At 61.4% G+C, this 23,284-nt stretch carries 18 protein-coding genes and 2 pseudogenes; 11 read left to right on the top strand and 9 right to left on the bottom strand.

The annotated features are described in order from the left end of the window. Nucleotides 1–270: 270 nt before the first annotated feature. From srmL to ACA075_RS20460, 4 genes are all read left to right on the top strand, one after another. Entirely contained in the window at nucleotides 271–1,422 is a 1,152-nt protein-coding gene (gene srmL / locus ACA075_RS20475; RefSeq protein ID WP_497294967.1) for a PheS-related mystery ligase SrmL, read from the top strand. Nucleotides 1,423–1,664: 242 nt separating this feature from the next. After that, a complete protein-coding gene (locus ACA075_RS20470) occupies nucleotides 1,665–2,165 on the top strand; it encodes a sigma-70 family RNA polymerase sigma factor (protein ID WP_497294966.1) in 501 nt (166 codons plus the stop codon). Between the two features lie 40 nt (nucleotides 2,166–2,205). Further along, nucleotides 2,206–3,180 carry a FecR family protein gene (locus ACA075_RS20465; RefSeq protein WP_497294964.1) on the top strand — a complete coding sequence of 325 codons (975 nt, stop codon included), beginning with the start codon at nucleotides 2,206–2,208 and terminating at the stop codon, nucleotides 3,178–3,180. A gap of 97 nt (nucleotides 3,181–3,277) precedes the next feature. Continuing rightward, nucleotides 3,278–5,701 (top strand): TonB-dependent siderophore receptor, encoded by a 2,424-nt coding sequence (locus ACA075_RS20460; protein ID WP_497294963.1) that lies wholly within the window; start codon nucleotides 3,278–3,280, stop codon nucleotides 5,699–5,701. Between the two features lie 116 nt (nucleotides 5,702–5,817). On the opposite strand, the gene ACA075_RS20455 is transcribed toward ACA075_RS20460, so the two are convergent. After that, complete coding sequence (locus ACA075_RS20455; protein WP_497294961.1) at nucleotides 5,818–6,978, bottom strand: MFS transporter; 1,161 nt, start codon at nucleotides 6,976–6,978, stop codon at nucleotides 5,818–5,820. A 284-nt stretch (nucleotides 6,979–7,262) separates the two neighbouring features. Further along, the gene (locus ACA075_RS20450) at nucleotides 7,263–7,526 is read right to left on the bottom strand and encodes a hypothetical protein (RefSeq protein ID WP_497294959.1); all 264 of its coding nucleotides are present in this window, start codon (nucleotides 7,524–7,526) and stop codon (nucleotides 7,263–7,265) included. Nucleotides 7,527–7,755: 229 nt separating this feature from the next. On the opposite strand from ACA075_RS20450, the gene ACA075_RS20445 reads away from it, so the two are divergent. Then, complete coding sequence (locus ACA075_RS20445; RefSeq protein ID WP_497294957.1) at nucleotides 7,756–8,748, top strand: diaminopimelate epimerase; 993 nt, start codon at nucleotides 7,756–7,758, stop codon at nucleotides 8,746–8,748. A gap of 128 nt (nucleotides 8,749–8,876) precedes the next feature. Here ACA075_RS20445 and codA read toward each other — a convergent pair whose 3' ends face one another. The 5 genes from codA to ACA075_RS20420 all read right to left on the bottom strand — a co-directional run bounded on the left by codA (nucleotide 8,877) and on the right by ACA075_RS20420 (nucleotide 14,355). Then, the gene (gene codA, locus ACA075_RS20440) at nucleotides 8,877–10,124 is read right to left on the bottom strand and encodes a cytosine deaminase (RefSeq protein ID WP_497294956.1); all 1,248 of its coding nucleotides are present in this window, start codon (nucleotides 10,122–10,124) and stop codon (nucleotides 8,877–8,879) included. A gap of 13 nt (nucleotides 10,125–10,137) precedes the next feature. Beyond that, entirely contained in the window at nucleotides 10,138–11,409 is a 1,272-nt protein-coding gene (gene codB / locus ACA075_RS20435; RefSeq protein WP_497294954.1) for a cytosine permease, read from the bottom strand. Nucleotides 11,410–11,722: 313 nt separating this feature from the next. Next, entirely contained in the window at nucleotides 11,723–12,556 is an 834-nt protein-coding gene (locus tag ACA075_RS20430; protein ID WP_497294952.1) for an alpha/beta fold hydrolase, read from the bottom strand. Between the two features lie 278 nt (nucleotides 12,557–12,834). After that, nucleotides 12,835–13,191, bottom strand: coding sequence for a 6-carboxytetrahydropterin synthase QueD (queD, locus tag ACA075_RS20425; RefSeq protein ID WP_008152165.1), 357 nt, complete (start codon nucleotides 13,189–13,191; stop codon nucleotides 12,835–12,837). Between the two features lie 84 nt (nucleotides 13,192–13,275). Then, nucleotides 13,276–14,355: a patatin-like phospholipase family protein gene (locus ACA075_RS20420; protein ID WP_497294950.1), complete on the bottom strand. Its 1,080-nt coding sequence runs from the start codon at nucleotides 14,353–14,355 to the stop codon at nucleotides 13,276–13,278. A gap of 324 nt (nucleotides 14,356–14,679) precedes the next feature. Here ACA075_RS20420 and ACA075_RS20415 point away from each other — a divergent pair, with 324 nt between their 5' ends. Genes ACA075_RS20415 through ACA075_RS20400 form a run of 4 tightly spaced genes read left to right on the top strand, consistent with a single transcriptional unit; the run spans nucleotide 14,680 to nucleotide 17,275 of the window. Then, complete coding sequence (locus ACA075_RS20415) at nucleotides 14,680–14,988, top strand: PepSY domain-containing protein (RefSeq protein ID WP_497294948.1); 309 nt, start codon at nucleotides 14,680–14,682, stop codon at nucleotides 14,986–14,988. Continuing rightward, entirely contained in the window at nucleotides 14,988–15,293 is a 306-nt protein-coding gene (locus tag ACA075_RS20410; RefSeq protein WP_497294946.1) for a PepSY domain-containing protein, read from the top strand. Before ACA075_RS20415 ends, ACA075_RS20410 begins: the two co-directional genes overlap by 1 nt. A 3-nt stretch (nucleotides 15,294–15,296) precedes the next feature. After that, entirely contained in the window at nucleotides 15,297–15,965 is a 669-nt protein-coding gene (locus ACA075_RS20405) for a response regulator transcription factor (RefSeq protein ID WP_109633283.1), read from the top strand. Beyond that, a complete protein-coding gene (locus ACA075_RS20400) occupies nucleotides 15,962–17,275 on the top strand; it encodes a sensor histidine kinase (protein ID WP_497294945.1) in 1,314 nt (437 codons plus the stop codon). The genes ACA075_RS20405 and ACA075_RS20400 overlap by 4 nt, the downstream gene beginning before the upstream one ends. A 127-nt stretch (nucleotides 17,276–17,402) precedes the next feature. Here ACA075_RS20400 and ACA075_RS20395 read toward each other — a convergent pair. After that, nucleotides 17,403–17,993, bottom strand: a pseudogene (locus ACA075_RS20395) (methyl-accepting chemotaxis protein); the annotation flags it as partial. A gap of 267 nt (nucleotides 17,994–18,260) precedes the next feature. Continuing rightward, nucleotides 18,261–19,331 (bottom strand): annotated as a pseudogene (locus tag ACA075_RS20390) (methyl-accepting chemotaxis protein); the annotation flags it as partial. A 624-nt stretch (nucleotides 19,332–19,955) separates the two neighbouring features. Between ACA075_RS20390 and ACA075_RS20385 the strand changes: the two are divergent. Next, nucleotides 19,956–21,272 carry a Na+/H+ antiporter family protein gene (locus tag ACA075_RS20385; RefSeq protein WP_497299302.1) on the top strand — a complete coding sequence of 439 codons (1,317 nt, stop codon included), beginning with the start codon at nucleotides 19,956–19,958 and terminating at the stop codon, nucleotides 21,270–21,272. 223 nt (nucleotides 21,273–21,495) lie between these two features. Beyond that, nucleotides 21,496–23,178: a methyl-accepting chemotaxis protein CtpM gene (gene ctpM / locus ACA075_RS20380; protein WP_497294943.1), complete on the top strand. Its 1,683-nt coding sequence runs from the start codon at nucleotides 21,496–21,498 to the stop codon at nucleotides 23,176–23,178. Nucleotides 23,179–23,284 lie beyond the last annotated feature (106 nt).

Genomic DNA, 23,284 nt, shown 5'->3' with positions numbered 1-23,284 from the left:
GACCGCGTCATCGTTCATCGCGAGCAGGCTCACTCCCACATTAAACCGCGTCCGCCCGGACAACTCGGTCAACTGTGGGAGTGAGCCTGCTCGCGATGGCATCACCTCGGTCTCAAGTGAGCCGATATCTACACATCAACTCATCCAGGGTTTGCACGTCCTTGAAGTAAGACTGTGCTGTCAGCTCCTTCTGATTTTTCCTGTTCGTCGGCTATACACACCAACGGCTGTGTACCTTGTCGGCAAGGACTCAATTTTGAGAGAAACAGCATGGAAACGTCTTCAAGGAAAACCGTTACGGACAGCGTTCTGGAACAAGCCCTGTTAATGGTTGATCTAACCGAATCAAACAATCCCGACCATTCCGTCCGGCTTCTGCTAACTGAAATACTCCAAGGACTTGCCGAAAAAGGTTGGCCTCAGGCTCAACTGCAAACGGGGCCGCGAATTGTCTCCGCCGAGGAAAATTACGGATTACTCGGCTATGACCCGGCAGAGGTCACGCTAGGGAGTGAGCACACCCGTTGGGTCGACGAGTACTCGCTATTGAGAACACAAACCACCAGCCAGATTCCGGCAGCGCTCCAGCGAGCGGCTCAGGTGCGGCAAAAGGGGCAAACGATCTTGCTGGCCGCGCCGGGCATAACTTTTCGTCGTGATAGCCGGGATCGTTGGCATTGCGCGGAGCCACATCAGATGGATGTCTGGGTCTTGGGTGATCCGGAACTGTCGACGCATGAACAACTGTTGCGTCTGGTCGGCGACATCCTCAAGTCCGCTGTTCCTGAAAAATCCTGGGTCTACAGCGACAGTCCGCATCACTACACGGAGGGTGGAATCGAAGTGAATGTGGTGAATGACGGTGCTCCGGTTGAAGTACTGGAGTGCGGCCGTATAGCCAGGTCTTTGTTGGAGCGCTTGAAGATTGATCCGCTGCGTCATGGAGGGTTGGCGCTTGGGATGGGGCTGGATCGGCTGACGATGTTGCGCAAAGGTATCCCGGATATTCGCTTGCTACGAGATCAGAACGTGCGAGTGCAGGCGCAGATGCATGATCTGAATCCGTGGGCCCCAGTGTCACGTTTACCGTCAATTGCTCGTGATATTTCGTTGGCCGTTACGCCCGGATTGAGCGAAGAGGTGTTGACCGAGAGAATGTTGCAGGCGGCGGGGAACTGTTCTGACTGGATCGAGGAGATGCAGATCAAGGGTCGTTGGACGTTCTTGGATTTACCCGCGCAGGCGATTGAACGGTTAGGACTGCTGCCGGGTCAGGAGAATGTGCTTCTGCGCGTAGTGCTGCGCGATTGTTCGCGATCGATCACTACTGCTGAGGCGAACGCATTGTATGCGGACATTCAGGCGGCGATGCATGAAGGGGCGCCGGGGGCTGGTTATCGAATGGATCTGCCCAAAGCCTAAAACTAACCTACTCGCGTATTCATTGATGCGTCGCGTCATCGTTCGTCGCGAGCAGGCTCGCTCACACATCAAACCTCGTCCGCCCGGACCACTCGGTCAACTGTGAGAGCCTGCTCGCGATAGCGGTGTGTCTGGCGACATCATTCCAGGCTGACTAACGGCAACCCCACCGATGTGGAATCCATTGCTTCCCCTTAATAGGAAGCATTACTATTCACGCCCCGTCTCCACAGCACACCGCAATGACCCCCAAGTTGCCCCGCAGACAAGGCTTTTTCGAGCATTACGAAGAGTTGGTTGGCACCTGGACCCGTCGCCTGAGAAATCGTCAGCAGGCTGAGGACCTGGCGCACGACACCTTTGTGCGGGTGCTTGAGTCCGATTCGTCGGCGGTGGAGCAACCTCGGGCCTATTTGCACCAGACCGCGCGTAACATCGCGGTGGATGGTTATCGGCGTGAGGATCGGCGGGGCGCCATGGAGTCAGAGGTGGTTGATCACAGTGCGTCGCCGTCTGGCGACCCGGAGCATGTCATGCAGGCGATCCAGTTGGCGGATTCGATCGAACGGGCACTCACTGAACTGCCCGTCAACTGCCGCAAGGTGTTCGTCTGGCAGAAGATCGAAGGCCTGACCCAGGCGGAAATCGCCGAACGCCTGGGTCTGTCCAAGAACATGGTGGAAAAGTATATGATCCGCACCTTGCGGCATCTGCGCGACCGCCTCGATGGACTGCACCCATGATCGGCCGCGCTTTCTCATCCCCAGCCAAACAGGAACTTCCATGACGGATACTCGTGATTGTGCGTGCGGGCAAGCAACGGTTCGCGACGACGCGGTGCGGTGGTTTGTGCGTTTGCAGGAACCGGCCGTGGACGTCGAAGAGTACCGGCGTTTCGAAGCCTGGCTGGCTGAACACCCTCAGCATCGCGACGAATTCCAAATGTTGCAGGGCCTGTGGACGGCCGCCGATCTGCTGCCTGCCAAGCGCCTGCAAGCCCTGTGCGAAACGCCGCCGGCACGTCGCAAACGTCAGCCGCTGGTGCGTTACGCGATGGCGGCCAGTGTGCTGGCCGTGGCGCTCGGCTTGGGGCTGTTCAGCGGTTTGAATCACCCGGCGACCTACACGGCTGAATATTCCACGGCATTGGGCGAGCATCGTCATGTGGCGTTGCCCGACGGTTCGGTGATCGATCTGAACAGCCGCAGCCGCGTTCAGGTGCGCTATGAAAAGGACCGTCGCGGCATCGAGCTGATGGAAGGCGAAGCCCTGTTCAGCGTCGAGCACGACACCAGCCGACCGTTCGTGGTCGAGGCGGGCAGCGGCAAGGTGACGGTCACCGGCACGCGTTTCGATGTGCGCCGCGACCTGACAGAAACCCGGGTGGCGGTGGAGCAAGGCACGGTCAAGGTTCAAGGCCAGGGGCCTGATGTGATCAGCCTCACCGCCGGCCTCGGCACTCGCGTCGATGCCAAAGGCGTGGTTGCCGCCGCTTATGCGGTCAATCCGGCGGAACTGACCGCCTGGCGCAGCGGCAAACTGGTGTTCAACAACGCCAGCCTTGCCGATGTCGCCGCAGAAGTCTCGCGCTACCGCGAGAAGCCACTGACGGTCGGCAACGACAAAGTGGGCAACCTGCGCCTGACCAGCGTATTCAAATCCGACAATACCGACGCGCTGCTCAAGGCCTTGCCGAGCATTCTGCCGGTGGCCGTGCGGACCCTCGATGACGGCAGTCAGGAAATAATTTCAAAATAGATTCAGGTTTTTTTTGAGTTCTTCGTCTTCTTGTCCAACTGCAACTGGTTTGCATTAACAGCCGCACACTCTTGCGATCTACAGGACAACGTTCGACGTGAAGAAAACCACCGCTAAAAACAACAATTCACGCTGGCTGCGGCTCGCGCTCGCCCTGGCCGTCAGTGCCGCGCTTCCCCAGGCATTCGCCGCCGACGGCATTCATATTCCCGCGCAACCGTTGGGCCAAGCCTTGAGTGAGCTGGGTCAGCAAACGTCGCTGCAGGTTTTCTTCAGTCCTGAGCTGGTGGCCGGCAAACAGGCGCCAGCCGTCGACGGCGACCTCTCGCCGGAGCAGGCGTTGCGCCAATTGCTGCAAGGCAGCGGCTTGCAATACCAGATCGATCAAGGCTCGGTGACCCTGACACCGGCGCCGACTTCCGCTGGGGCAGGCCCGATCGAACTGGGCATGACCGACATCAAAGTGGTCGGCGACTGGCTCGGTGATGCCGACGCTGCGGTGGTGCAGAACCATCCCGGCGCACGTACCGTGATCCGCCGCGAAGCGATGGTCGAGCAGGGCGCCATGAACGTCGGCGACGTGTTGAAGCGCGTGCCCGGCGTGCAAGTGCAGGACGCCAACGGCACCGGCGGCAGCGACATTTCCCTGAACGTCGGCGTGCGCGGCCTGACCTCGCGGCTGTCGCCACGCTCCACCGTGCTGATCGACGGCATCCCGGCAGCCTTCGCGCCCTACGGCCAGCCGCAACTGTCCATGGCACCGATTTCCTCCGGCAACCTCGACAGCATCGACGTGGTTCGCGGCGCTGGTTCCGTGCGTTATGGACCGCAGAACGTTGGTGGCGTGATCAACTTCGTGACGCGTGCGATCCCGGAAAAAGCCACCGGTGAAATCGGCACCACCCTGGAAACGTCCCAGCACGGCGGCTGGAAGCACATCGACACGGCATTCCTCGGCGGAACCGCCGACAACGGCATCGGCATGGCGCTGTTGTATTCCGGTGTGAACGGCAACGGTTACCGCGAGCGCAACAACGGCAATGACATCGACGACGTGATGCTCAAGACGCACTGGGCGCCCACCGATGTCGACGATTTCAGCCTCAATTTTCACTACTACGACGCCAGCGCCGACATGCCCGGCGGCCTGAACCAGGCGCAGTACGACGCCAATCCGTTTCAGTCCGATCGCAATAACGACAACTTCAGCGGGCGCCGCAAGGATGTCTCGTTCAAGTGGACGCGGCAGCTCGACGACCGCACCCAGGCCGAAGTGCTGACCTACTACACCGACAGCTTCCGTGGCAGCAACATCGCCGCCCGCGATCAGAGAACCCTGGGCTCGTTCCCGCGCACTTACTACACCTTCGGCATTGAACCGCGGGTCTCCCGTGTGTTTGACGTCGGCCCGACCACCCAGGAAGTCAGTGTCGGTTATCGCTACCTCAAGGAAGGCATGCACGAGCAGGCGAGCCGCCTGGCGCTGGTCAACAACGAGCCGGTAATCCGTCCCGGTTCGGACGGCCATGTGTACCAGGATCGTACCGGCGGCACTGAAGCCAACTCGGTGTACGTCGACAACAAGATCGATGTCGGTAACTGGACGATTACGCCCGGCATCCGCTTCGAACACATCAGCACCGACTGGCACGACCGCGCCGTGCTCGACACCGCTGGCAGGCGTGTACCGGAGAAAAACCGCAGCATCGAAAGCAACGAGCCGCTGCCGGCCCTGAGCGTGATGTATCACCTGTCGGAAGAGTGGAAGCTGTTCGCCAACTACGAAACCTCGTTCGGCAGCCTGCAGTATTTCCAGTTGGGTCAGGGTGGCACGGGGGATGAAACCGCCAATGGCCTGGAGCCGGAAAAGGCCAAGACCTATGAGGTCGGCACGCGCTATAACAATGAGGTGTGGGGCGGCGAGTTGACGGCGTTCTACATCGACTTCGATAAAGAGTTGCAATACATCAGCAACGACGCGGGCTGGACCAACCTCGGCGCGACCACGCACCAGGGCATCGAGGCATCGGTGCACTACAACATGGCGGCACTCGATCCACGGCTAGACGGCCTGACCGCCAACGCGGGGTTCACCTACACCCGTGCCGTGTATGAAGGCGAAATTCCAGGCTTCAAGGGCCGTGACCTGCCGTTCTATTCGCGCCAGGTGGCGACCGCCGGCCTGCGTTACGACATCAACCGCTGGACCTACAATCTCGACGCGTTTGCCCAGTCCAAGCAGCGCTCACCGGGTGTTGCGGTGAATGCCGATGGCAGCTTCACCAACAACTACATCACCGAAGGCTCCGCCGATGGGCAGTACGGCGACATTCCGGGTTACGTGACCTGGAACGTGCGCGGTGGGTATGACTTCGGCGCGCAACTGTCGAATCTGAAGCTCGGGGCCGGGGTGAAGAACGTCTTCGACAAGCAGTACTTCACCCGATCCAGCGACAACAACTCGGGGATGTACGTCGGTGCTCCGCGCACGTTCTTTGTGCAGGCCAGCGTCGGGTTCTGATCGACCGGGGTGACCCCATCGCCAGCAGGCTGGCTCCCACATTGATCTCTGCTCAACACAGAATTTGTGTTCACTGAAGATCCCCTGTGGGAGCCAGCCTGCTGGCGATAGCTTTATCAGACTTTCAACACTTTCAACACTTTCCCGCCAATGGCCACCGCCACCAGCAACACCGCCATCAACCCGAAGGCAAAACTCAAGCTGCTGCCATGGGCGATAAAGCCGATCACCGCCGGGCCCGCGAGAATTCCCGCGTAACCCAATGTGGTAATCGCCGGCACTGCAATGTGCTCAGGCATGACTGTCTGTTTCCCGACCGCGGTGTACAACACCGGCACGATGTTCGAGCAGCCCGCACCCAATAACGCATACCCGACCAGCGCCGCCTCCCAGGCCGGCGCAAACGTTGCCAATGCCAAACCCGCCGCCGCCATCAGGCCGCCGAATACCATCACCCGTGTCGCGCCCAGGCGCCGGACAATCCGGTCCCCGGTCAGCCGTCCGGCGGTCATGGTCAGCGCAAACGCCGCATAACCCAGTCCCGCATACGCCGTGTCGATCCCGCGCTCCTGCGCCAGGAACACCGCGCTCCAGTCGAGCGCCGCGCCTTCGGCCAGGAACACGATGAAACACATTCCACCGATAAACAGCACGATGCCATGGGGCACGGCAAACGCCGGTCCTGAGCTTTCGCTGCCATAAGGCAACAGGTGCGGCGCCGCTTTAAGCAAGGCCAGCACCAGTACGACAATCACCACCGCCATCGCCCCCAGCGGCGACAGGCCCAAGCCAAGCAGGGCGCTGACACCCGCCGCGCCGACAATCCCGCCGAGGCTGAACATCCCGTGAAACCCCGACATCATGTTCTTGCCGCTGGCGCGTTCGACGATCACCGCCTGCAGGTTCACCGTCGAATCCACCGTGCCCAGGCCCGCACCGAACAGAAATAGCGTGGCGATCAATGCCGGTATCGACGATACCGTTGCCAACAACGGCAGCGCCACGCAGATCAACAACGTTCCCCCGGTCGCGACCCGACGGCAGCCGAAACGCGTCGACAACATGCCAGCCATCGGCATCGCCAGAATCGAGCCCACCCCCAGGCACAACAACAACAAACCGAGCGTCCCTTCGTCGAGCCCGGCGCGCACCTTGGCATACGGCACCAGCGGCGCCCATGCGGCAATGCCGAGGCCGGCGATGAAAAAGGCGATGCGGGTGGACATCTGCTCCAGGCGTCCGGGAACTAAGGTGGTTTGGGTATTGAGGCTGGTCATATCAATCCTTGGCAAAACACGTCGCGTCTCCAAGGGACAGTGATCGACCGGTGAGGGTTCGATCATCACGTCCACGAGGATTTGCAGTCAGGCAGGGCGCCATCGTTGCACAGCGTGACCCTTTGCCGCGAGCGCAGGTGCGGCCGTCCTCCGACCGGTATACGCGGCCTACCTGTTAGTTCCGACAGTTTGCCGTTGATGACAGGGCTTGGCGCTCAACGGGCTTGCCCGGTTGACTGCCTGACCGACGATTCAAGCGTCCGTATTACGGCTGGGCCTTCGCCTTAATGGTCGCGCAGATTCATAAACCGGGCATCGAAGGTGTCGAGCACCCGCAGATCGGCTTCGCCATCAGGAACGACGCGGCCATTTTCGCGAAGCACACCGTTACGGCCTCTGAGGAACAGGGGTTCATCGTGATTGATTTTCGACATGGGGTTCGGCGTATCTTCCCCTGTGCCATTGCGAAGGGCGACTTTTGGATCGGCGATGACCACTGCGCCCAATACCAGGGTAACCAGCAGTGCCAGCAGGGAAGTCCGATTCATGACCTTCCTCCGAACGTGAATCAAGAGCTTCACTCTGACCCGCCGGTGAAGGCTTGTCTCCTGTCATAACTGACAGGTCTTGCAGACTTCTTCGCAATAAGCAGCGATGGATTTATAACTGTTCCGATGCGATTGGCGTGACGCCGGGGCGGTATTTCATCGCAGCACGTTGACGCCTACAGTACAGGCTCTTTTCAGGCTCTTTTCAGGCTGATTTCAGGACCGACCCATGACGCCGTTCTACGATGCTCGAGGCAATATCTACGCGGTGGTGCCGCCCGACGAGGTGCGCGGTCGCGGTATCGATTTGCCGGACCAGGCCAGCCACGCGGCGCAAATCCGCGAAGATTGGGCATGCGCGGCCATCGAGGCGTTCTGCAGTTGGGCGCCCGGTACCCAACCGCCGGGCAGCAAAGATCATCGCTGCGACGGTCTGTTGGTGGGACCGTTCCAATCGTCGCCGCCCTTTGATCTGTTGATCGTCAATACCGACGGCACCCTGGCCGAGCGCAGTGGCAACGGACTGACGATTTTTTCCCAGGCGCTCAGTGAGCAAGGGTTGATGCCCAAAGTGGAGGCGTGCCTGCTGCGGGTTCATCACGACAAGCGTGATGCGGTCTCGCCGGTGGAAACCTCGGTGAAACCCGCTGAAGTCGATGGCGTGCAAGGGTTCTGGCTGGATTTGGGCAAGCCTTTGTTCGGGCCGCAAGCGGTGGGCGCGCACGAGGTTGAGCGTGGGACGCTGAATGAGCGCGAAGTCAGTCATGTGCAGTCATTGTCGGCGCTTGATCCGGCCTGGAACCGCAGCCAGTTTGTGCGCATCGGTAATCCCCATTGCGTGACGCTGCTGACGAATGCCGAGGCGTTGCCGAGCAATGAGCAGATGCGGGAACCGCCCTTGGCCCAAGGCTTGATGCGTATTGCCTATGCCGCGCCGACCGGGGCCGGGGTGCCGTGCCCGGCGGGGGTGAACTTGCAATGGGCGATGCTTGAGTCCGAGGGGCGCGTGGTGGCGCGGGTGTTTGAGCGTGGGGAAGGGCCAACGGCGTCGTCAGGCACCAGCGCCAGTGCGGTGGCGTGTGCGGCGTGGCGGGTGGGTTGGGTGACGGCGGGAGAAGTGAAAGTCGTCATGCCGGGCGGCACGGCGCCAGTTTTGTTGGAGGCATCGGGGGGCGAATTGAGTCGGGTCAGGCTATTTGGTACGGCTCGGTTGATAGGTTGAATTGAAAGCCGTCATCGCGGGCAAGCCCGCTCCCACAGGGATCTTCAGTGAACACAGATTCTGTATACGCCAGCGATCATGTGGGAGCGGGCTTGCCCGCGATGGGGCCTGCAAATTCAACGAAATTCTCAGCTCAAACCGTCACTGAACTCCACCACCGGCATCGTCCGCTTCATCAACACCTTGCCATCGCGCACCGAATACAACGGCAACCCCTGGCTGCGAATCACCTCGTAGTCGCTGTCCGCCGACAGAATCAGCAAATTCGCCGGCCGTCCGGCCTCCAGCCCATAGCGGTCCCCGAGGTTCATCGCCTTGGCACTGTTATCGGTGACCAGGTCCAGTGCACTTTGCAGGTTGCGATACCCCAGCATGTGGCAGATATGCAGCCCCGCTTCCAGCACCCGCAGAATGTTGCCGTTACCCAGCGGATACCACGGGTCAACGATCGAATCCTGGCCGAAGCACACGTTCATCCCCGCTTCCAGCAACTCATTGACCCGGGTCACGCCGCGGCGTTTCGGGAAGGTGTCGAAGCGCCCTTGCAGGTGGATGCTTTCGGTGGGGCAGGAGACAAAACTGATCCCCGAATGCCCGAGCAGACGGAAGAGTTTGGCGCAGTACGCGTTGTCGTAAGAACCCATCGCAGTGGTGTGGCTGGCGGTCACCCGCGAACCCATGCCACGGCTGCGGGCTTCTTCGGCCAGCACTTCCAGAAAGCGTGAATGCGGGTCGTCGGTTTCGTCGCAATGCACGTCCACCAGGCAACCGGTGCGCTCGGCCAGGTCCATCAGAAACTTCACCGAGCTGACGCCCTGATCGCGGGTGTATTCGAAATGCGGAATGCCCCCGACCACATCGGCGCCCATGCGGATCGCTTCCTCCATCAGCTCCCGACCGTTGCGATAGGACTCGATGCCTTCCTGCGGGAACGCAACAATTTGCAGGTCGATCAGGTGACGGCTTTCCTCACGCACCTCGAGCATCGCCTTGAGCGCGGTCAGTTGCGGGTCGGTGACATCGACGTGGGTGCGCACGTGCTGGATGCCGTGGGCGGCGAGGGTCTGGATGGTTTTCTTGGCGCGGGTCTTGGTGTCTTCTTCAGTGATGGTGACCTTGCGTTCGCCCCAGCACTCGATGCCTTCGAACAGCGTGCCGCTCATGTTCCAGCGCGGCTCGCCGGCGGTGAGGGTGGCGTCAAGGTGGATGTGCGGCTCGACGAAGGGCGGCACCACCAGGTTGCCGCCGGCGTCGAGGTCGTCGGGGCCCAGGGTCGGGGCTTCGGTCTGACGGGCGATGGTGCGGATCAGGCCGTTTTCCAGGTGCAACTCATGCAGGCCTTCTTGGTTGCGCAGGCGGGCGTTGATGATGTGCATCAGGCGAATCCTTTTATAGATCTTGTAAGGGAGCTTCAGCGGCACGGGCACCCAGTACGCTGGTCAATAGCACATACGTTAGCGCGGCAGCGGCAATCCCTACCAGTGGCGCGATCCAGGGCGAGCTGAACGCGGCGACAGTGCCGATGGCATAGGCGGTCAAACCGGGCCAGTTGAACGCCGGCAATCGAGCATCGGCCAGACGAGGATATTGACCACGATAGCGGAAGAAGAAATCCGCCATGATCACGCCGCCTATCGGCGGGATCACCGTGCCCAGCAGGATCAGATAAGGCACCAGCAGGTCGTACATGCCCAGCAGCGCGAGCAAGGTGCCGATCACCGCGCCGGCCAGGGTCACGGTTTTGCGACGACCGGTGCGCAGCAGGTTGCAGCCGGCGACGGCGAAGTTGTAGATGGTGTTGTCCTGGGTGCTCCAGATGTTGAGCAGCAACATGGCCATCGCGGCCATGGCGAAACCTTGCAACAGCAGCACTTCAACCACGTCCGGTTGCTGGTAGACGATGGCCCCGTAGGCGCCGATCAACACCATCAGGCCGTTGCCGATAAAGAAGCCGATCAGGCTCGCCAGCACCGCGACCCTGGCGGAACGGGAGAAGCGCGTCCAGTTGGTCGCCTGGGTGGCGCCGCTGACGAAGGTGCCGAAGACCAGGGTGATCGCGGTCGACCAGTCCAGCGTTCCCGTCGGGACCACCGCGAGCAGCCCATCGAGCCCGCCGACCTTCACCGTGGCGACCCACATCGACAGCATCAGCAGCAACATCATGGCCGGCACCGCGATGTACGAAAGGATCTCCAGCCCTCGATACCCGACATACGCGGTGGCGCAAAATGCCAGGCCGAACAGCACCATCAGGCCCAGAACGGTGCCCTCGCTCAGTTCGAAATACTTGCCCAGCACCACGGCGGCCGTGGCCGTGCCCCAGGCGTACCAGCCGATTTGGGTGAAGCCGAGGATCAAGTCGCTGAGCTTGCTGCCGACCTCGCCGAAGCAAAAACGCCCCATCAGCACCGAATTGAGGCCGCTCTTGAAGGCGATGTAACCCAGGCCTGCGGCGTAGATCCCCAGCAGCAAATTGCCGACGACAATCACCGCCATCATCTCGCCAAAACTGAACGCCACGCCGAGCTTGCCGCCGGCGAACATGGTGGCGGTGAAGAAAGTGAAACCCAGCAGCACCATGGCCGTGGAGGCGAGGCCCTTGCGGGCATGCATCGGCACTTCGCTGAGGGGGTAATCGTTGCCCGGATCTTTTTGCGTCATGTGGCGTTCCTTGCTGAATGGGTGACGCGGGAGGGGTTGCAGTGGTCGTGCCAAGCGGTGTGGCTGTTGTTATGTATAGCCGAGCCGGCGGGATTGACGCGGGGAGGGCACAAAAGCGGTGCACCTGAAAGGACACAGAACCCATGTGGGAGCGACCTGTGGCGAGGGGGCTTGTCGGAATGCCGCATCACCCCGTTGGGTCGCGCAGCGGCCCCAAAAATGTTAGGCAACAGCACAGATTTTACGACTGCTGCGCAGCCGAACGGGGGCAAGCCCCCTCGCCACAGGTCGCTCCCACAGGGAGAGTGGTTTTTCAGGGAGATTGGATCAGGGGCAAAAACTTCAGCAGCGCCGCGACGATGGCTTCTGGCGCATCTTCCTGAACCAGGTGCCCGGCATTGGGGACGGGATAAAACTGCGACCCGGCAATCATCTGATGTAACGCCTGCCCGCGCTCAATGGGAATCCACTGATCCTCCTCGCCCCACAGAATCTGCACCGGGCAACGCACTGTCGGGTACAACCCTTCGGCCTCGCGGGTGTACCGCTCATCCATCTGCGCAATCTGCCGATAGAACGCCGCTTGCCCGGGATCGCCCAGCCACGGTTGGACATACGGGTCGAGCTCTTCATCGGGGATGTCGCGCTTGATCGCCCCGCGAATATAGGCCGGCACGATCGCCCGCTGAATGTAGTCGGGCAGTCCGCTGAACGCTGCTTCATGCTGGCGCACATGCTGCACGAACGGTGAACCCCAGGGCGTCATCGCCACCGGATCAATCAATGTCAGGCTGCGGTAATCCTTGCCGTTCAGCAGGTGCGCGCGCAGCGCGGTGGCGCCGCCGAAGTCGTGGGCGACCACGTCCGGCCGCTCCAGGCCCCAGTGATCGAGCAAGTTCACCAACAGATCGTTCTGCACCCCCAGCGACACGTCGCCGGCGATTTTCTCGGATTGCCCATAACCCAGCAGGTCGAAGTAATACACCTGATGGGTGCTGATGAAGTGCGGAGCGATGCGGTGCCACACGTAAGACGAAAAGGGCGTGCCGTGCACAAACACCAGCGGCGGGCCGTCGCCACGCACGGCGTAGCTTACGGAGTGCCCGTTGAAGCGGTAGGTCTGAGCCAGCGGCCAGTCAGTCCTCATGGGGATGTCCTCTTGGCGTGTTCGAGCCAAAGAGCATAGGCATAAAAAAACAGCCAATGAAGGCTGTTTTTTGTATCACTGACGAAACGCAGTGCCCCTCGTGGGAGCGGGCTTTTGTGGCGAGGGGATTTATCCCCATTCGGCTGCGAAGCAGTCGTAAAACCTGACAATTCGGTGTGACTGTCGGAATGCAGGGGGCCGCTTCGCAGCCCAACGGGGATAAATCCCCTCACCACAAAGGCTCCCACACAGGGGTTTGCATTGTCCTTTAGAGCGGGTTACTCGCCGTGATAGATGCAGCCGCTGGTGCACGTCTCGTGGATGCGGATCGCACTGAGTTCCGGCAGCAGGGGCTTGAGTTCCTTCCAGATGAACTTGGCCAGCACTTCGCTGGTCGGGTTTTCCAGGCCGGGAATGTCGTTCAGGTAGTTGTGGTCGAGGCGCTCGTACAGCGGCTTGAAGATCGCCTTGATTTCCGAGAAGTCGCGGATCCAGCCAGTGTGCGGATCGAGGTCGCCGCTCAAGTGAATCGCCACTTTGAACGAGTGACCGTGCAAGCGGCCGCATTTATGGCCTTCCGGTACGTGAGGCAGGCGGTGGGCGGATTCGAACGTAAACTCTTTGAAGATTTCCACAGTGATTTCAGCTCTGTCAGGTGGCGATCGCCGCGGCGATGTGGGCAGGCGGCGAGTTTACCAGAGCGCCGGGCAAAACACTGACTAAAGGGTCAGCAAGCGTTCGCCGAGGCGACCATTGGCGGCCAGTTCGAGAAACTCGTCACCCAGGCGACGGCTTTCGTCCATCGTTGTACGCCAGTATTTCTGCCGGCTCGGGGCGTCGCCCATGAAGCGCTTGAAGTCGTTGCGGTCCGGCAGTTTGCCGTAGGGCAGGCGCGCCAGGTAGTCCTTCGACGGCGCCAGCAGCAGCACATCCTGCAACCGCGCTGGGCAGGCTCGGCGCCACGGCAGGGTCTTGTCGAACCAGCCGGGAATGACCCGGTCGGTGAAGTGCGGATAGAGCACGATGTCGGTGCCGCTGTAGGGCAGGTCGAGGTGATAGTCGAGCAGGCCGCCATCGCGAAACGTCCCCGCGCCTGCGCCCGGCAGGTCGCGCACGCCTTCCATTACCATCGGGATCGAGCCCGACGCGAGCAGGGCCTGACGCAGGTTGCCGGCATTCAGCGCGACGAAGCGCGACGGGAAATCGTTGAGTGCATGGACCGGCGGCGCCAGGCGCGGGTCGTGGATGATCAGCCGTTCGAAGTGCCGCGACAGCCGCGCGCGACCCCGCAGGTTGTCGGCGATCACCGACGACAAGCCCAGCCCGAGGCGGCCGCGATGATCGTCCGCGAGCAGGCCGTGGCTTTTGACCACCATGATGTTCAGGCGGTAATGGGCGTTGTTCAGAATCGACGCATCGCGACCGTCGAGCAGTTCATCGAGCATGCGCCGGGAGCTCTGGCTGATCTGCGTCATGGTCACGCCCTTGGCGAAATTCTGCTCGGTGTACAGCTGACCGAGGCGCCGGATGCCTTCGGCGGCGTCCGGCAGACAGGCGCTGGCGAAGCGCCAGGAACCGACCGATGCGCCAATCAAAGAACGCTCCCGCGGAACCGCCGGCAGCCATGCGCCGAACAACGCCAGGTCCAGACCTTGAATCCCCAGCGCCTTGGGACCACCGGCGGCCCCCGGCAGCGTGCCGACATCGGCGGCGCTCAAACCGTTTTCACGGATGCGCGCCAAGGCACGCGTGCCGGCCTTGAGGGTCAGGGAAGGGAACTTGATGTGGATGGCGGTCATACCGGTCTCGATGTCGGGCAAGCGGGGGATTATAAACAGCTCAGGCATCACCACAAATCCACTGTGGGAGTGACCTGTGGCGAGGGGATTTATCCCCGTTGGGTCGCGAAGCGACCCCAAAAATTTAGGCGACAGCACAGAATTTACGACTGCTTCGCAGCCGAACGTGATAAATCCCCTCGCCACCAAAGCTCACTCCCACAGGTTTTGTGCAGCTCTGCGATATCGAGGTGCCACTTCCAATGATGGCAATTCAGTTTCAGTTAAGTTCAGCCCGCTAAGGTGCTCCCCGTAGGCAACACATAAAAAATACGGAGACACCCCATGAAAACCCTGACTGCCCTGTTCGCCGCGACCATCATCACCCTGACCGCCAGCCTCGCCCACGCCCGTGACTTGGGCCCCGACGAAGCCCTTCGCCTGCGCGACGCTGGTACCATTGTGTCTTTCGAGAAGCTCAACGCCACCGCTCTGGCCAAACATCCCGGTGCCAAAATCACCGAAACCGAGCTGGAAGAAGAGTACGGCAAGTACATCTACCAGGTTGAGATGCGCGACCCACAAGGCATTGAGTGGGATCTGGAATTAGACGCTGTCAGCGGGCAGGTTCTCAAGGATCATCAGGATACGTAATGAAGGTGTGTTCATTTTCACGCATGGCGCTGGTGCTGCTGGCGTTTTGCTCGGTCGTCATGGCCCGCGACCTCGATCAGGACGAAGCCCTGCGCCTGCGCCAGCAAGGCGTGATCCTGCCGCTTGAGCAACTGTTGAAACAGGCACTGGACCGCTACCCCGGCGCCAAACTGCTGGAAGCCGAGCTTGAAGAAAAACACGACGTCTACATTTATGAAGTCGAGCTGCTGACCACCGAAGGGGTGGTCCGTGAACTGGATATCGAAGCCGCCACTGGCCGTTTACTGAAAGACAAGGAAGATTGATCGATGCGTTTGCTTCTGGTGGAAGACCACGTGCCGCTGGCCGACGAATTGATGGCCGGCCTCAACCGGCAGGGGTATGCCGTGGACTGGCTGGCCGATGGCCGCGACGCGGTGTATCAGGGCAGCAGCGAGCCGTATGACCTGATCATCCTCGACCTCGGCCTGCCGGGGTTGCCGGGTCTTGAGGTGCTGGCGCAATGGCGGGCCGGTGGTCTGGCGACGCCGGTGCTGATCCTCACGGCACGCGGCTCATGGGCCGAGCGCATCGAAGGCCTCAAGGCCGGTGCCGACGATTACCTGACCAAACCGTTCCACCCCGAAGAGCTGCACCTGCGGGTTCAGGCGTTGTTGCGTCGCTCCCACGGTCAGGCCAATCAGCCGACGCTCAAGGCGGCGGGGCTGCACCTGGATGAAGGTCGTCAGTGCGTGACCCGCGACGGTGCCGACATTCAACTCACCGCCGCCGAATTCCGCCTGCTGCGCTATTTCATGCTGCACCCCGAGCAGATCCTTTCCAAAAGCCACCTCGCCGAACACCTCTACGACGGTGAAACCGAGCGCGACTCCAATGTGCTGGAAGTTCACGTCAACCACCTGCGACGCAAGCTCGGGCGTAGCGTGATCGAAACCCGTCGCGGCCAGGGTTACCTGTTCGGCGGACAAGCCCAGTGAGGTCGATTCAGCGCCGCTTGAGTCTGGGGCTGATCAGCGTGATGGTGGTTGTCGGTCTGGTGCTGGCGCAAACCAGCCTGTGGCTGTTCGAAATGGGGTTGCAGCGCTACCTCGAAGACGGTTTGCGCAACGACAGTGAAAACCTGCTGGCGGCGTTGGTGCGCGGGCCGCAAGGGTTGCAACTGGATGAGCGGCACTTGTCGCCGGCCTATCAACGGCCGTTCTCCGGGCACTACTTCCGTATCGATTTTGCCGACAAGCATTGGCGTTCCCGCTCGTTGTGGGATCAGGAGCTGCCGCCGCTCGACCATCCTGGCCTGCACAGCAACCTGCAACTGGGGCCGGAAGGCCAGCAATTACTGGTGTTGCGATCAGATTATCGACGGCTCGGGCAATCGATTTCGATCAGCGTGGCGCAGGACTACACGCCGGTGCGCGAGAGTTTCCGGCGCATGCAGCAGGTCGGCCTGGGCCTCGGGCTGGCGGGGTTGCTGCTGATTCTGCTGCTGCAACGGATCACCGTGCGCCGCGCCTTGCGTCCACTGGAAAAGGCCCGTGAGCAAATCGCCCAGTTGCAGCAGGGCCAGCGCTCGCAACTCGATGACCAGGTGCCGGTGGAACTGGAGCCGCTGGTGGCGCAGATCAACCATTTGCTCGCCCATACCGAAGACAGCCTCAAGCGTTCGCGCAACGCCTTGGGCAACCTTGGGCATGCGCTGAAAACACCGTTGGCGGTGTTGCTGAGCGTGGCTTCCAGCGAGAAACTCGACGCTCATCCCGAACTGCGCAAGCTCCTCAAGGCGCAGCTTGAGCAGGTGCAGCAGCGGCTCAATCGCGAACTCAATCGCGCCCGCTTGTCCGGCGATGCGCTGCCGGGGGCACTGTTTGATTGCGATGGGGAACTGCCGGGGCTGTTGGCGACGTTGAACATGATTCATGGCGAACACCTGAACCTGAGCTACCGCGCACCGACCGGTTTGCAGCTGCCGTGGGATCGCGAGGATTTGCTCGAACTGCTGGGCAATCTCTTGGATAACGCCTGCAAATGGGCGGATGCCGAGGTTCGGTTGAGCGTGGTCGAGACGACTGAGGGGTTTGAGTTAAGCGTGGAAGATGATGGGCCGGGGATTCCCGAGGCGCAGCGCGATCAGGTGCTGAACCGGGGGACACGGCTGGATGAACAGACGGATGGGCATGGGTTGGGGCTGGGGATTGTGCGCGACATCGTCGATACGTGGGGCGGGGTGATGCGGTTGGAGGAGAGCGAGTGGGGCGGCCTGAAGGTCCTCATCAAACTCCCCAAACGCTGACGCGGGCCTGAGGCTCGCTGATCAACTTGTGGGAGCGGGCTTGCCCGCGATGGCGATCTAACAGTCAACATTGATGTTGGATGTTATGGCCTCATCGCGGGCAAGCCCGCTCCCACAGGTATTTGCATTACACGCGAAACTGATCCATCAAACTCTGCTGCTGATTCGCCAGGCTATTGAGCGACTGACTCACCCGCGCCGATTCATTCGCCTGTCCCGACAGCGACTCCGTGACATCGCGAATCGTCGCCACGTTGCTGTTGATCTCCTCGGCCACCGCGCTCTGCTCTTCGGCCGCAGACGCAATCTGCAGGTTCATGTCGCTGATCACCGTCACCGCCTCGCCAATCTGGCGCAGCGCCGTCACCGCTTGGCCCACTTGCTCGACGCTGCCTTGTGCCTGGCGATGGCTGTTGTTCATCGAGCCGACCACGTCCTGCGTGCCGCTCTGTAACTGCTCGATCACCAGACGGGTTTCTTCAACCGACTCCTGGGTGCGGCGCGCCAGGTTGCGCACTTCATCGGCGACCACAGCAAAACCCCGTCCGGCCTCACCGGCACGGGCCGCTTCGATCGCGGCGTTGAGGGCCAGCAGGTTGGTCTGTTCGGCGATGGCGCGAATCACTTCCAATACCGAGCCGATTTTCTCGCTGTTGGCCGCCAGGCCTTCGACTTGCACCATGGCCGCGCTCATGTCGGCGGCGAGGTTGTCGATGCTGGTGGTGGTCTGGTCGATGACGGTCAGGCCCCGGCGAGTCGCCTGGTCGGCATCCTTCGCGGCCTGGGCGGCTTGTGCGGCACTGCGGGCGACGTCCTGGGCGGTGGCGCTCATTTCGTGGGACGCAGTGGCGACCTGGTCGACCTGACGGTATTGCTGCTCCATGCCGGCGCTGGTCTGCGTGGCGATGGCGGAGGATTGGTCCGCGGTGCTGCGGGCGTCCTGCACCGATCGTTTCACTTCGGCGATGATTGGTTGCAGCTTGTCGAGGAAGCGGTTGAACCAGCCGGCCAACTGGCCCAGTTCATCCTGCTTGTCGTAAGCCAGGCGCCGGGTCAGGTCGCCTTCGCCGCTGGCGATGTCTTCGAGCATGTGCGCCACGCCGAGGATCGGTTTGGTCACGCTGCGCGCCATCAGCCACACCAGCAGCAAGCCAATCAGGGCGGCCAGTACACCGAGGCCGAGTTCGACCAGGGTGCCGCTTCGGTTGCTGTCATCGAGTTGGTTTTTCAGGGCTTCGGCGGGGCCGACCAGAACTTTTTCCGGCACGTCGAGCAGCACGCCCCAGGATTTTCCGCCGGGAATCGGCTGGAACGGCGACAGCACTTTCAGTTGCTGATTGCTGTGCAGGCTTTCGGTTTTGCTGCTGGCGGCGAGCATGCGAATCAGCTCGGCGCCGTTGGTCTTGTCTACGGTGTCCAGGCGCTGGCTGAGTTTGCTGGCGTCCGGGCTGTAGCCAGCGAGCAAACCGACCGGGCTGATGATGCTGACACTGGTCTGGCCGTCATAGAGCTTTTTGCTCGCGCCCTGACTCATGGCCTGCAGGCTGTTGAGGTTGATGTCCACCGACAGCGAGGCGATGACTTTGCCGTTGACCATCAGCGGGAACACGATGCTGGTCATCAGCACGTTCTGGCCGTCGATCACATAGAAGTACGGTTCGATCACGCACGGCTTGAGCGTAGTGCGCGGGCAGGTGAACCAGGCGTTGGCCGGCTCGCCGCTAGGGCCGGCGTTGGTGTCGGCCATGTCGCTTTCCGGCAGCGCCATCGACGTCACTTTGCCCGATGTCGGTTGCGACCAGTACAGGGCAAATCGGCCCTTGTCGTTGCTGCCCAGCTCGGCCTGGCCGGCGAACAGATCGTCCTTGCCGTCCAGTGCGTTGGCTTCGAACACCAGCGAGAGGCCGAGCAATTCCGGGTTGGCTTGCAGCGCCGACTTGACCTGGCGAGTCAGGTCTTCACGCAGGTCGAAGGCATCCAGAAAGCGTTTTTCCGCCTGATCGCGCAGGAACAGCACCTGACGCGAAAAGCCGTGGCCGTATTGATAGGCATCCATGAACTGCTGGCGAATCCCCAGTGCCTGGTTTTCACCCTGGGATTCGATCCGGGCCTGGGCGGCTTCGGTGAGCATCTCCATGCTCGAGGCTTTCACCATCTCGGAGCTGTGCTCCATGCGATACAGCGAAAGACCCACCAGCAGGGTCACGATGCCAGCGAGGCACAGCCCGGCCAGCAGGGTGATTTTCCATTGGATGGAAAGTTGTCTGAGCGACATGGAGAGACGTCCTTATTCGATATTTATCTGAGACTTTGCACTGTAACGGCTGTGAATCCGCTTTCTTTATGCCGCCATCCGAAGACTCACCGCTGATTTTGTGGCAATAGCACTTACCTGTGGCGAGGGGGCTTGCCCCCGTTGGGTTGCGAAGCGACCCCCTGCATTCCGTCAGTCGCACCACATCGTCAGGTTTTGCGACTGCTTCGCAGCCGAACGGGGGCAAGCCCCCTCGCCACAGGGTTCATCACCACCCGTGACACATCCGCCAGGCCCATGCGCTTTGACACCGGGCCGACTCTGCGGCACAGTGCGCGCCCTCTAATAAAACCCATTCTTAAATCCGCTGGCGGCTCTTCGCAGACTGTCGGCTGAGCTCATTTCGCTTGCCCTGAGGTAACGATGATTAATGCTGTAATTGCCGCGGTCGGCGTCATGCTGGTCCTCAGCCTGTCCCGCGTGCACGTAGTGATCGCGCTGATTGTCGGCGCCCTGGTCGGAGGCTTGACCGGTGGCCTGGGCATCGACGCTACCCTGAAAGCCTTTAATAGCGGCCTCGGCGGCGGGGCGACGGTCGCGTTGTCCTACGCCTTGCTCGGCGCGTTCGCTGTGGCGATTGCCAAGTCCGGGCTGGCCCATGCCTTGGCGGACAAAGCCCTGCTGATGGTGGATCGCCAACACGCCAGCGGTGGCGGTCAGGTCAAGTGGCTGCTGATCGGCTTGCTGTGGGTGGTGGCCATCGCTTCGCAGAACATTCTGCCGATACATATCGCCTTCATTCCGCTGCTGGTGCCGCCGCTTTTATATGTACTGACCAAACTGCAACTGGATCGCCGCTTGATCGCCTGCGTCATGACCTTCGGCCTGATCACACCGTATATGTTCTTGCCGGTGGGCTTCGGCAACATCTTCCTGAATGAAATCCTGCTGGCCAACGTTGCGCGCAGCGGCGTCGACATCAGCGGCATCAACGTCACCCATGCCATGGGCATTCCGGCGTTGGGCATGGTCGTGGGCCTTGCGGTAGCGTTTATCAGCTACCGCAAGAAACGCGTTTACGACCTGGAAAAGATCGAGAAAGTCGAGCAGGTCGCGGTGGAGTACAACCCGCTGAGCCTGATGGTCGCCGGCGTGGCGATCGCGGCGGCGTTCATCATTCAGCTGCTGCTGGACTCGATGATCATTGGTGCGCTGGCGGGGTTCTTGATCTTCTCGGTGTCGGGCATTGTGAAGTGGCGCGACACCGATGACCTGTTCACCGAAGGCATGAAGATGATGGCTATGATCGGCTTCATCATGATCGCCGCCTCGGGTTTCGCCGAAGTGATGAAAGCCACCGGTGAGGTGCAAACGCTGGTTGAGGCGTCGGCGGCGTGGATTGGCCACAGCAAAGGCATCGGCGCGCTGTTGATGTTGCTGGTCGGCCTGCTGGTGACCATGGGCATTGGCTCGTCGTTTTCCACCGTGCCGATCCTGGCGGCGATTTTCGTGCCGTTGTGCGTGCAACTGGGGTTCAGCCCGATCGCGATCGTGTGCATCGTCGGCACGGCCGGTGCGTTGGGCGACGCCGGTTCGCCAGCCTCGGACTCAACCCTTGGCCCGACCTCCGGCCTGAACATCGACGGCCAGCATCACCACATCTGGGACACCGTGGTCCCGACGTTCCTGCACTACAACCTGCCGCTGCTGGCGTTCGGCTGGGTCGCCGCGATGGTGCTGTAACCCCCTATCCCCTGTGGGAGCGACCTGTGGCGAGGGGATTTATCCCCGTTGGGTCGCGAAGCGGCCCCAAAAATGGGACTGCTTCGCAGCCCAACGGGGATAAATCCCCTCACCACAAAGGCCCGCTCCCACAGGGGGGATTGCAATACCCTCATTCAACTTTTGGTCCGGCGTGCCGTTAAAGCCTTAAACCACGCCAACAAAATCAAAAGAGTGAACCGTCATGCGCATGAGCCTGAAGGCTAAAGTCCTGTCCCTTGCCGTACTCCCGGTGTTGCTCTTTGCGCTGGTCATCAGCCTGACCACGCTGTTCATTCTGCAGGAACAGGCGCGCAAGGAAGTCGAGGAAACCCGCCAGCGCCTGCTCAGCGATGCCAAGGCCACCCTGCAAAGCTACGTGGCCGTGGCCATGACCACGATCAAACCGCTTTACGACGCGGCCGCCCCTGGCGATGACGCGGCGCGGGCGCACGTGATCAAGCTGCTGTCGAGCATCACCTATGGCAAGGACGGCTACTTCTTCGGCTACGACTCCAACACGGTGCGCCTGTTCAAGGCCAACAGCCCGGACGGCGTGGGCCAGAGCTTCAAGGACAACCGTGACCCGAACGGTGTCTACGTCAACCGCGACCTGGTCAAAGTCGCCAAAGACGGCACCCACTACCTGCAATACAGCTCGCCATTGCCCGGTAACACCCAGGTGCTGGTGCCGAAACTCGGCTACACCGAATACCTGTCGAAATGGGACATGGCGGTCGGTACGTCGGTGAACCTCGATGGTATCGAAGCGCAAGTCGCGCTGGTCCAGGCCAAGGTGCAGGAGCGGATGGAAGGCGTGGTGCTGACCATCGCCGGTATCGCCGTGGTGATGCTGCTGGTGATCGCGGCGGTCGGGATGCTGCTGGCCAATACCATTCTGCGTCCGCTGAACCTGATGAAAGCCAACCTCGATGACATCGCGGCGGGCGAGGGCGACCTGACCCGGCGCCTGACCATCACCAGCCAGGACGAACTCGGCGAACTGGCCGGCTCGTTCAACCGCTTCGTCGACAAGATCCACAGCCTGGTACGCCAGATCACCGAAATGACCTCGCAACTGACCGGGCTGGTGAATCAGGTTTCCGACCAGGCCCAGCGCTCGGATCAGGCGATGGAGCGTCAGCGTCACGAGACCGATCAGGTCGCCACGGCGATCAATGAAATGTCGGCGGCGGCCCAGGAAGTAGCGAAAAGCGCGCAAAACGCTGCGGTGGCTGCCCAGCAAACCGACGAAGAAGGCCAGGCCGCCAAGCGCGTGGTGGCCGGCAGCATCGTGAAGATTCATGCGTTGGTGGACGACATTCGCAGCAGCGGCGTGTCCCTCGACAGCCTGCAAAAAGACGTGTCGTCGATTGTCAGCGTGCTCGGGGTGATTCGTTCGATTGCCGAGCAGACCAACTTGCTGGCGCTGAACGCTGCCATTGAAGCCGCGCGTGCCGGTGAAGCAGGTCGTGGTTTTGCGGTGGTGGCCGACGAAGTGCGGGCGCTGGCCAGCCGCACGCAGATCAGCACCCAGGAAATCCAGGGCATGATCGATCGCTTGCAGGCCGGAACCCAATCGGCAGTGGAAGCGATGCGTCGCTCCAGCGAAGCGGGTGACGGCACGTCGGCTCAGGCCAATGAGGCCGGTGCATCGCTGGACACCATGGCCCAGCTGATCGGCACCATCAACTCGATGAACGCGCAAATCGCCAGCGCGGCTGAAGAGCAGACTGCGGTGGCCGAAGAGATCAACCGCAGCGTGCATCAGATCGCCGTGGCGGTGGACAACGTCGCCGACGAAACCCAACTCGGTGCCCAGACCTCACGCAGCCTCGCCGACCTCGGTCAGCGACTGGGCAAGCTGGTCGGCCAATTCCGTATCTGACAGTGGCTTTTGTGGCGAGGGGGCTTGCCCCCCGTTGGGGTGCGCGCGCCCCCCAAACAAGGCAACGCGGAAATCAGGCATAACGCGTTTACCGGATTTACGGCTG

It is taken from the genome of Pseudomonas sp. LBUM1663 (assembly GCF_059695905.1).
Note: the sequence above shows the minus strand (reverse complement) of the source record. Positions and strands in the feature narration are given on the sequence as shown.

Coding starts and splice junctions, on each gene's coding strand:
- ACA075_RS20465 (WP_497294964.1), top strand. CDS start 2,206: ATGACGGATACTCGTGATTGTGCGTGCGGGCAAGCAACGGTTCGCGAC.
- ACA075_RS20450 (WP_497294959.1), bottom strand. CDS start 7,526: ATGAATCGGACTTCCCTGCTGGCACTGCTGGTTACCCTGGTATTGGGC.
- ACA075_RS20430 (WP_497294952.1), bottom strand. CDS start 12,556: ATGAGGACTGACTGGCCGCTGGCTCAGACCTACCGCTTCAACGGGCAC.
- ACA075_RS20445 (WP_497294957.1), top strand. CDS start 7,756: ATGACGCCGTTCTACGATGCTCGAGGCAATATCTACGCGGTGGTGCCG.
- ACA075_RS20470 (WP_497294966.1), top strand. CDS start 1,665: ATGACCCCCAAGTTGCCCCGCAGACAAGGCTTTTTCGAGCATTACGAA.
- srmL (WP_497294967.1), top strand. CDS start 271: ATGGAAACGTCTTCAAGGAAAACCGTTACGGACAGCGTTCTGGAACAA.
- ACA075_RS20455 (WP_497294961.1), bottom strand. CDS start 6,978: ATGACCAGCCTCAATACCCAAACCACCTTAGTTCCCGGACGCCTGGAG.
- ACA075_RS20420 (WP_497294950.1), bottom strand. CDS start 14,355: ATGACCGCCATCCACATCAAGTTCCCTTCCCTGACCCTCAAGGCCGGC.
- codB (WP_497294954.1), bottom strand. CDS start 11,409: ATGACGCAAAAAGATCCGGGCAACGATTACCCCCTCAGCGAAGTGCCG.
- codA (WP_497294956.1), bottom strand. CDS start 10,124: ATGCACATCATCAACGCCCGCCTGCGCAACCAAGAAGGCCTGCATGAG.
- ACA075_RS20405 (WP_109633283.1), top strand. CDS start 15,297: ATGCGTTTGCTTCTGGTGGAAGACCACGTGCCGCTGGCCGACGAATTG.
- ctpM (WP_497294943.1), top strand. CDS start 21,496: ATGCGCATGAGCCTGAAGGCTAAAGTCCTGTCCCTTGCCGTACTCCCG.
- ACA075_RS20415 (WP_497294948.1), top strand. CDS start 14,680: ATGAAAACCCTGACTGCCCTGTTCGCCGCGACCATCATCACCCTGACC.
- ACA075_RS20410 (WP_497294946.1), top strand. CDS start 14,988: ATGAAGGTGTGTTCATTTTCACGCATGGCGCTGGTGCTGCTGGCGTTT.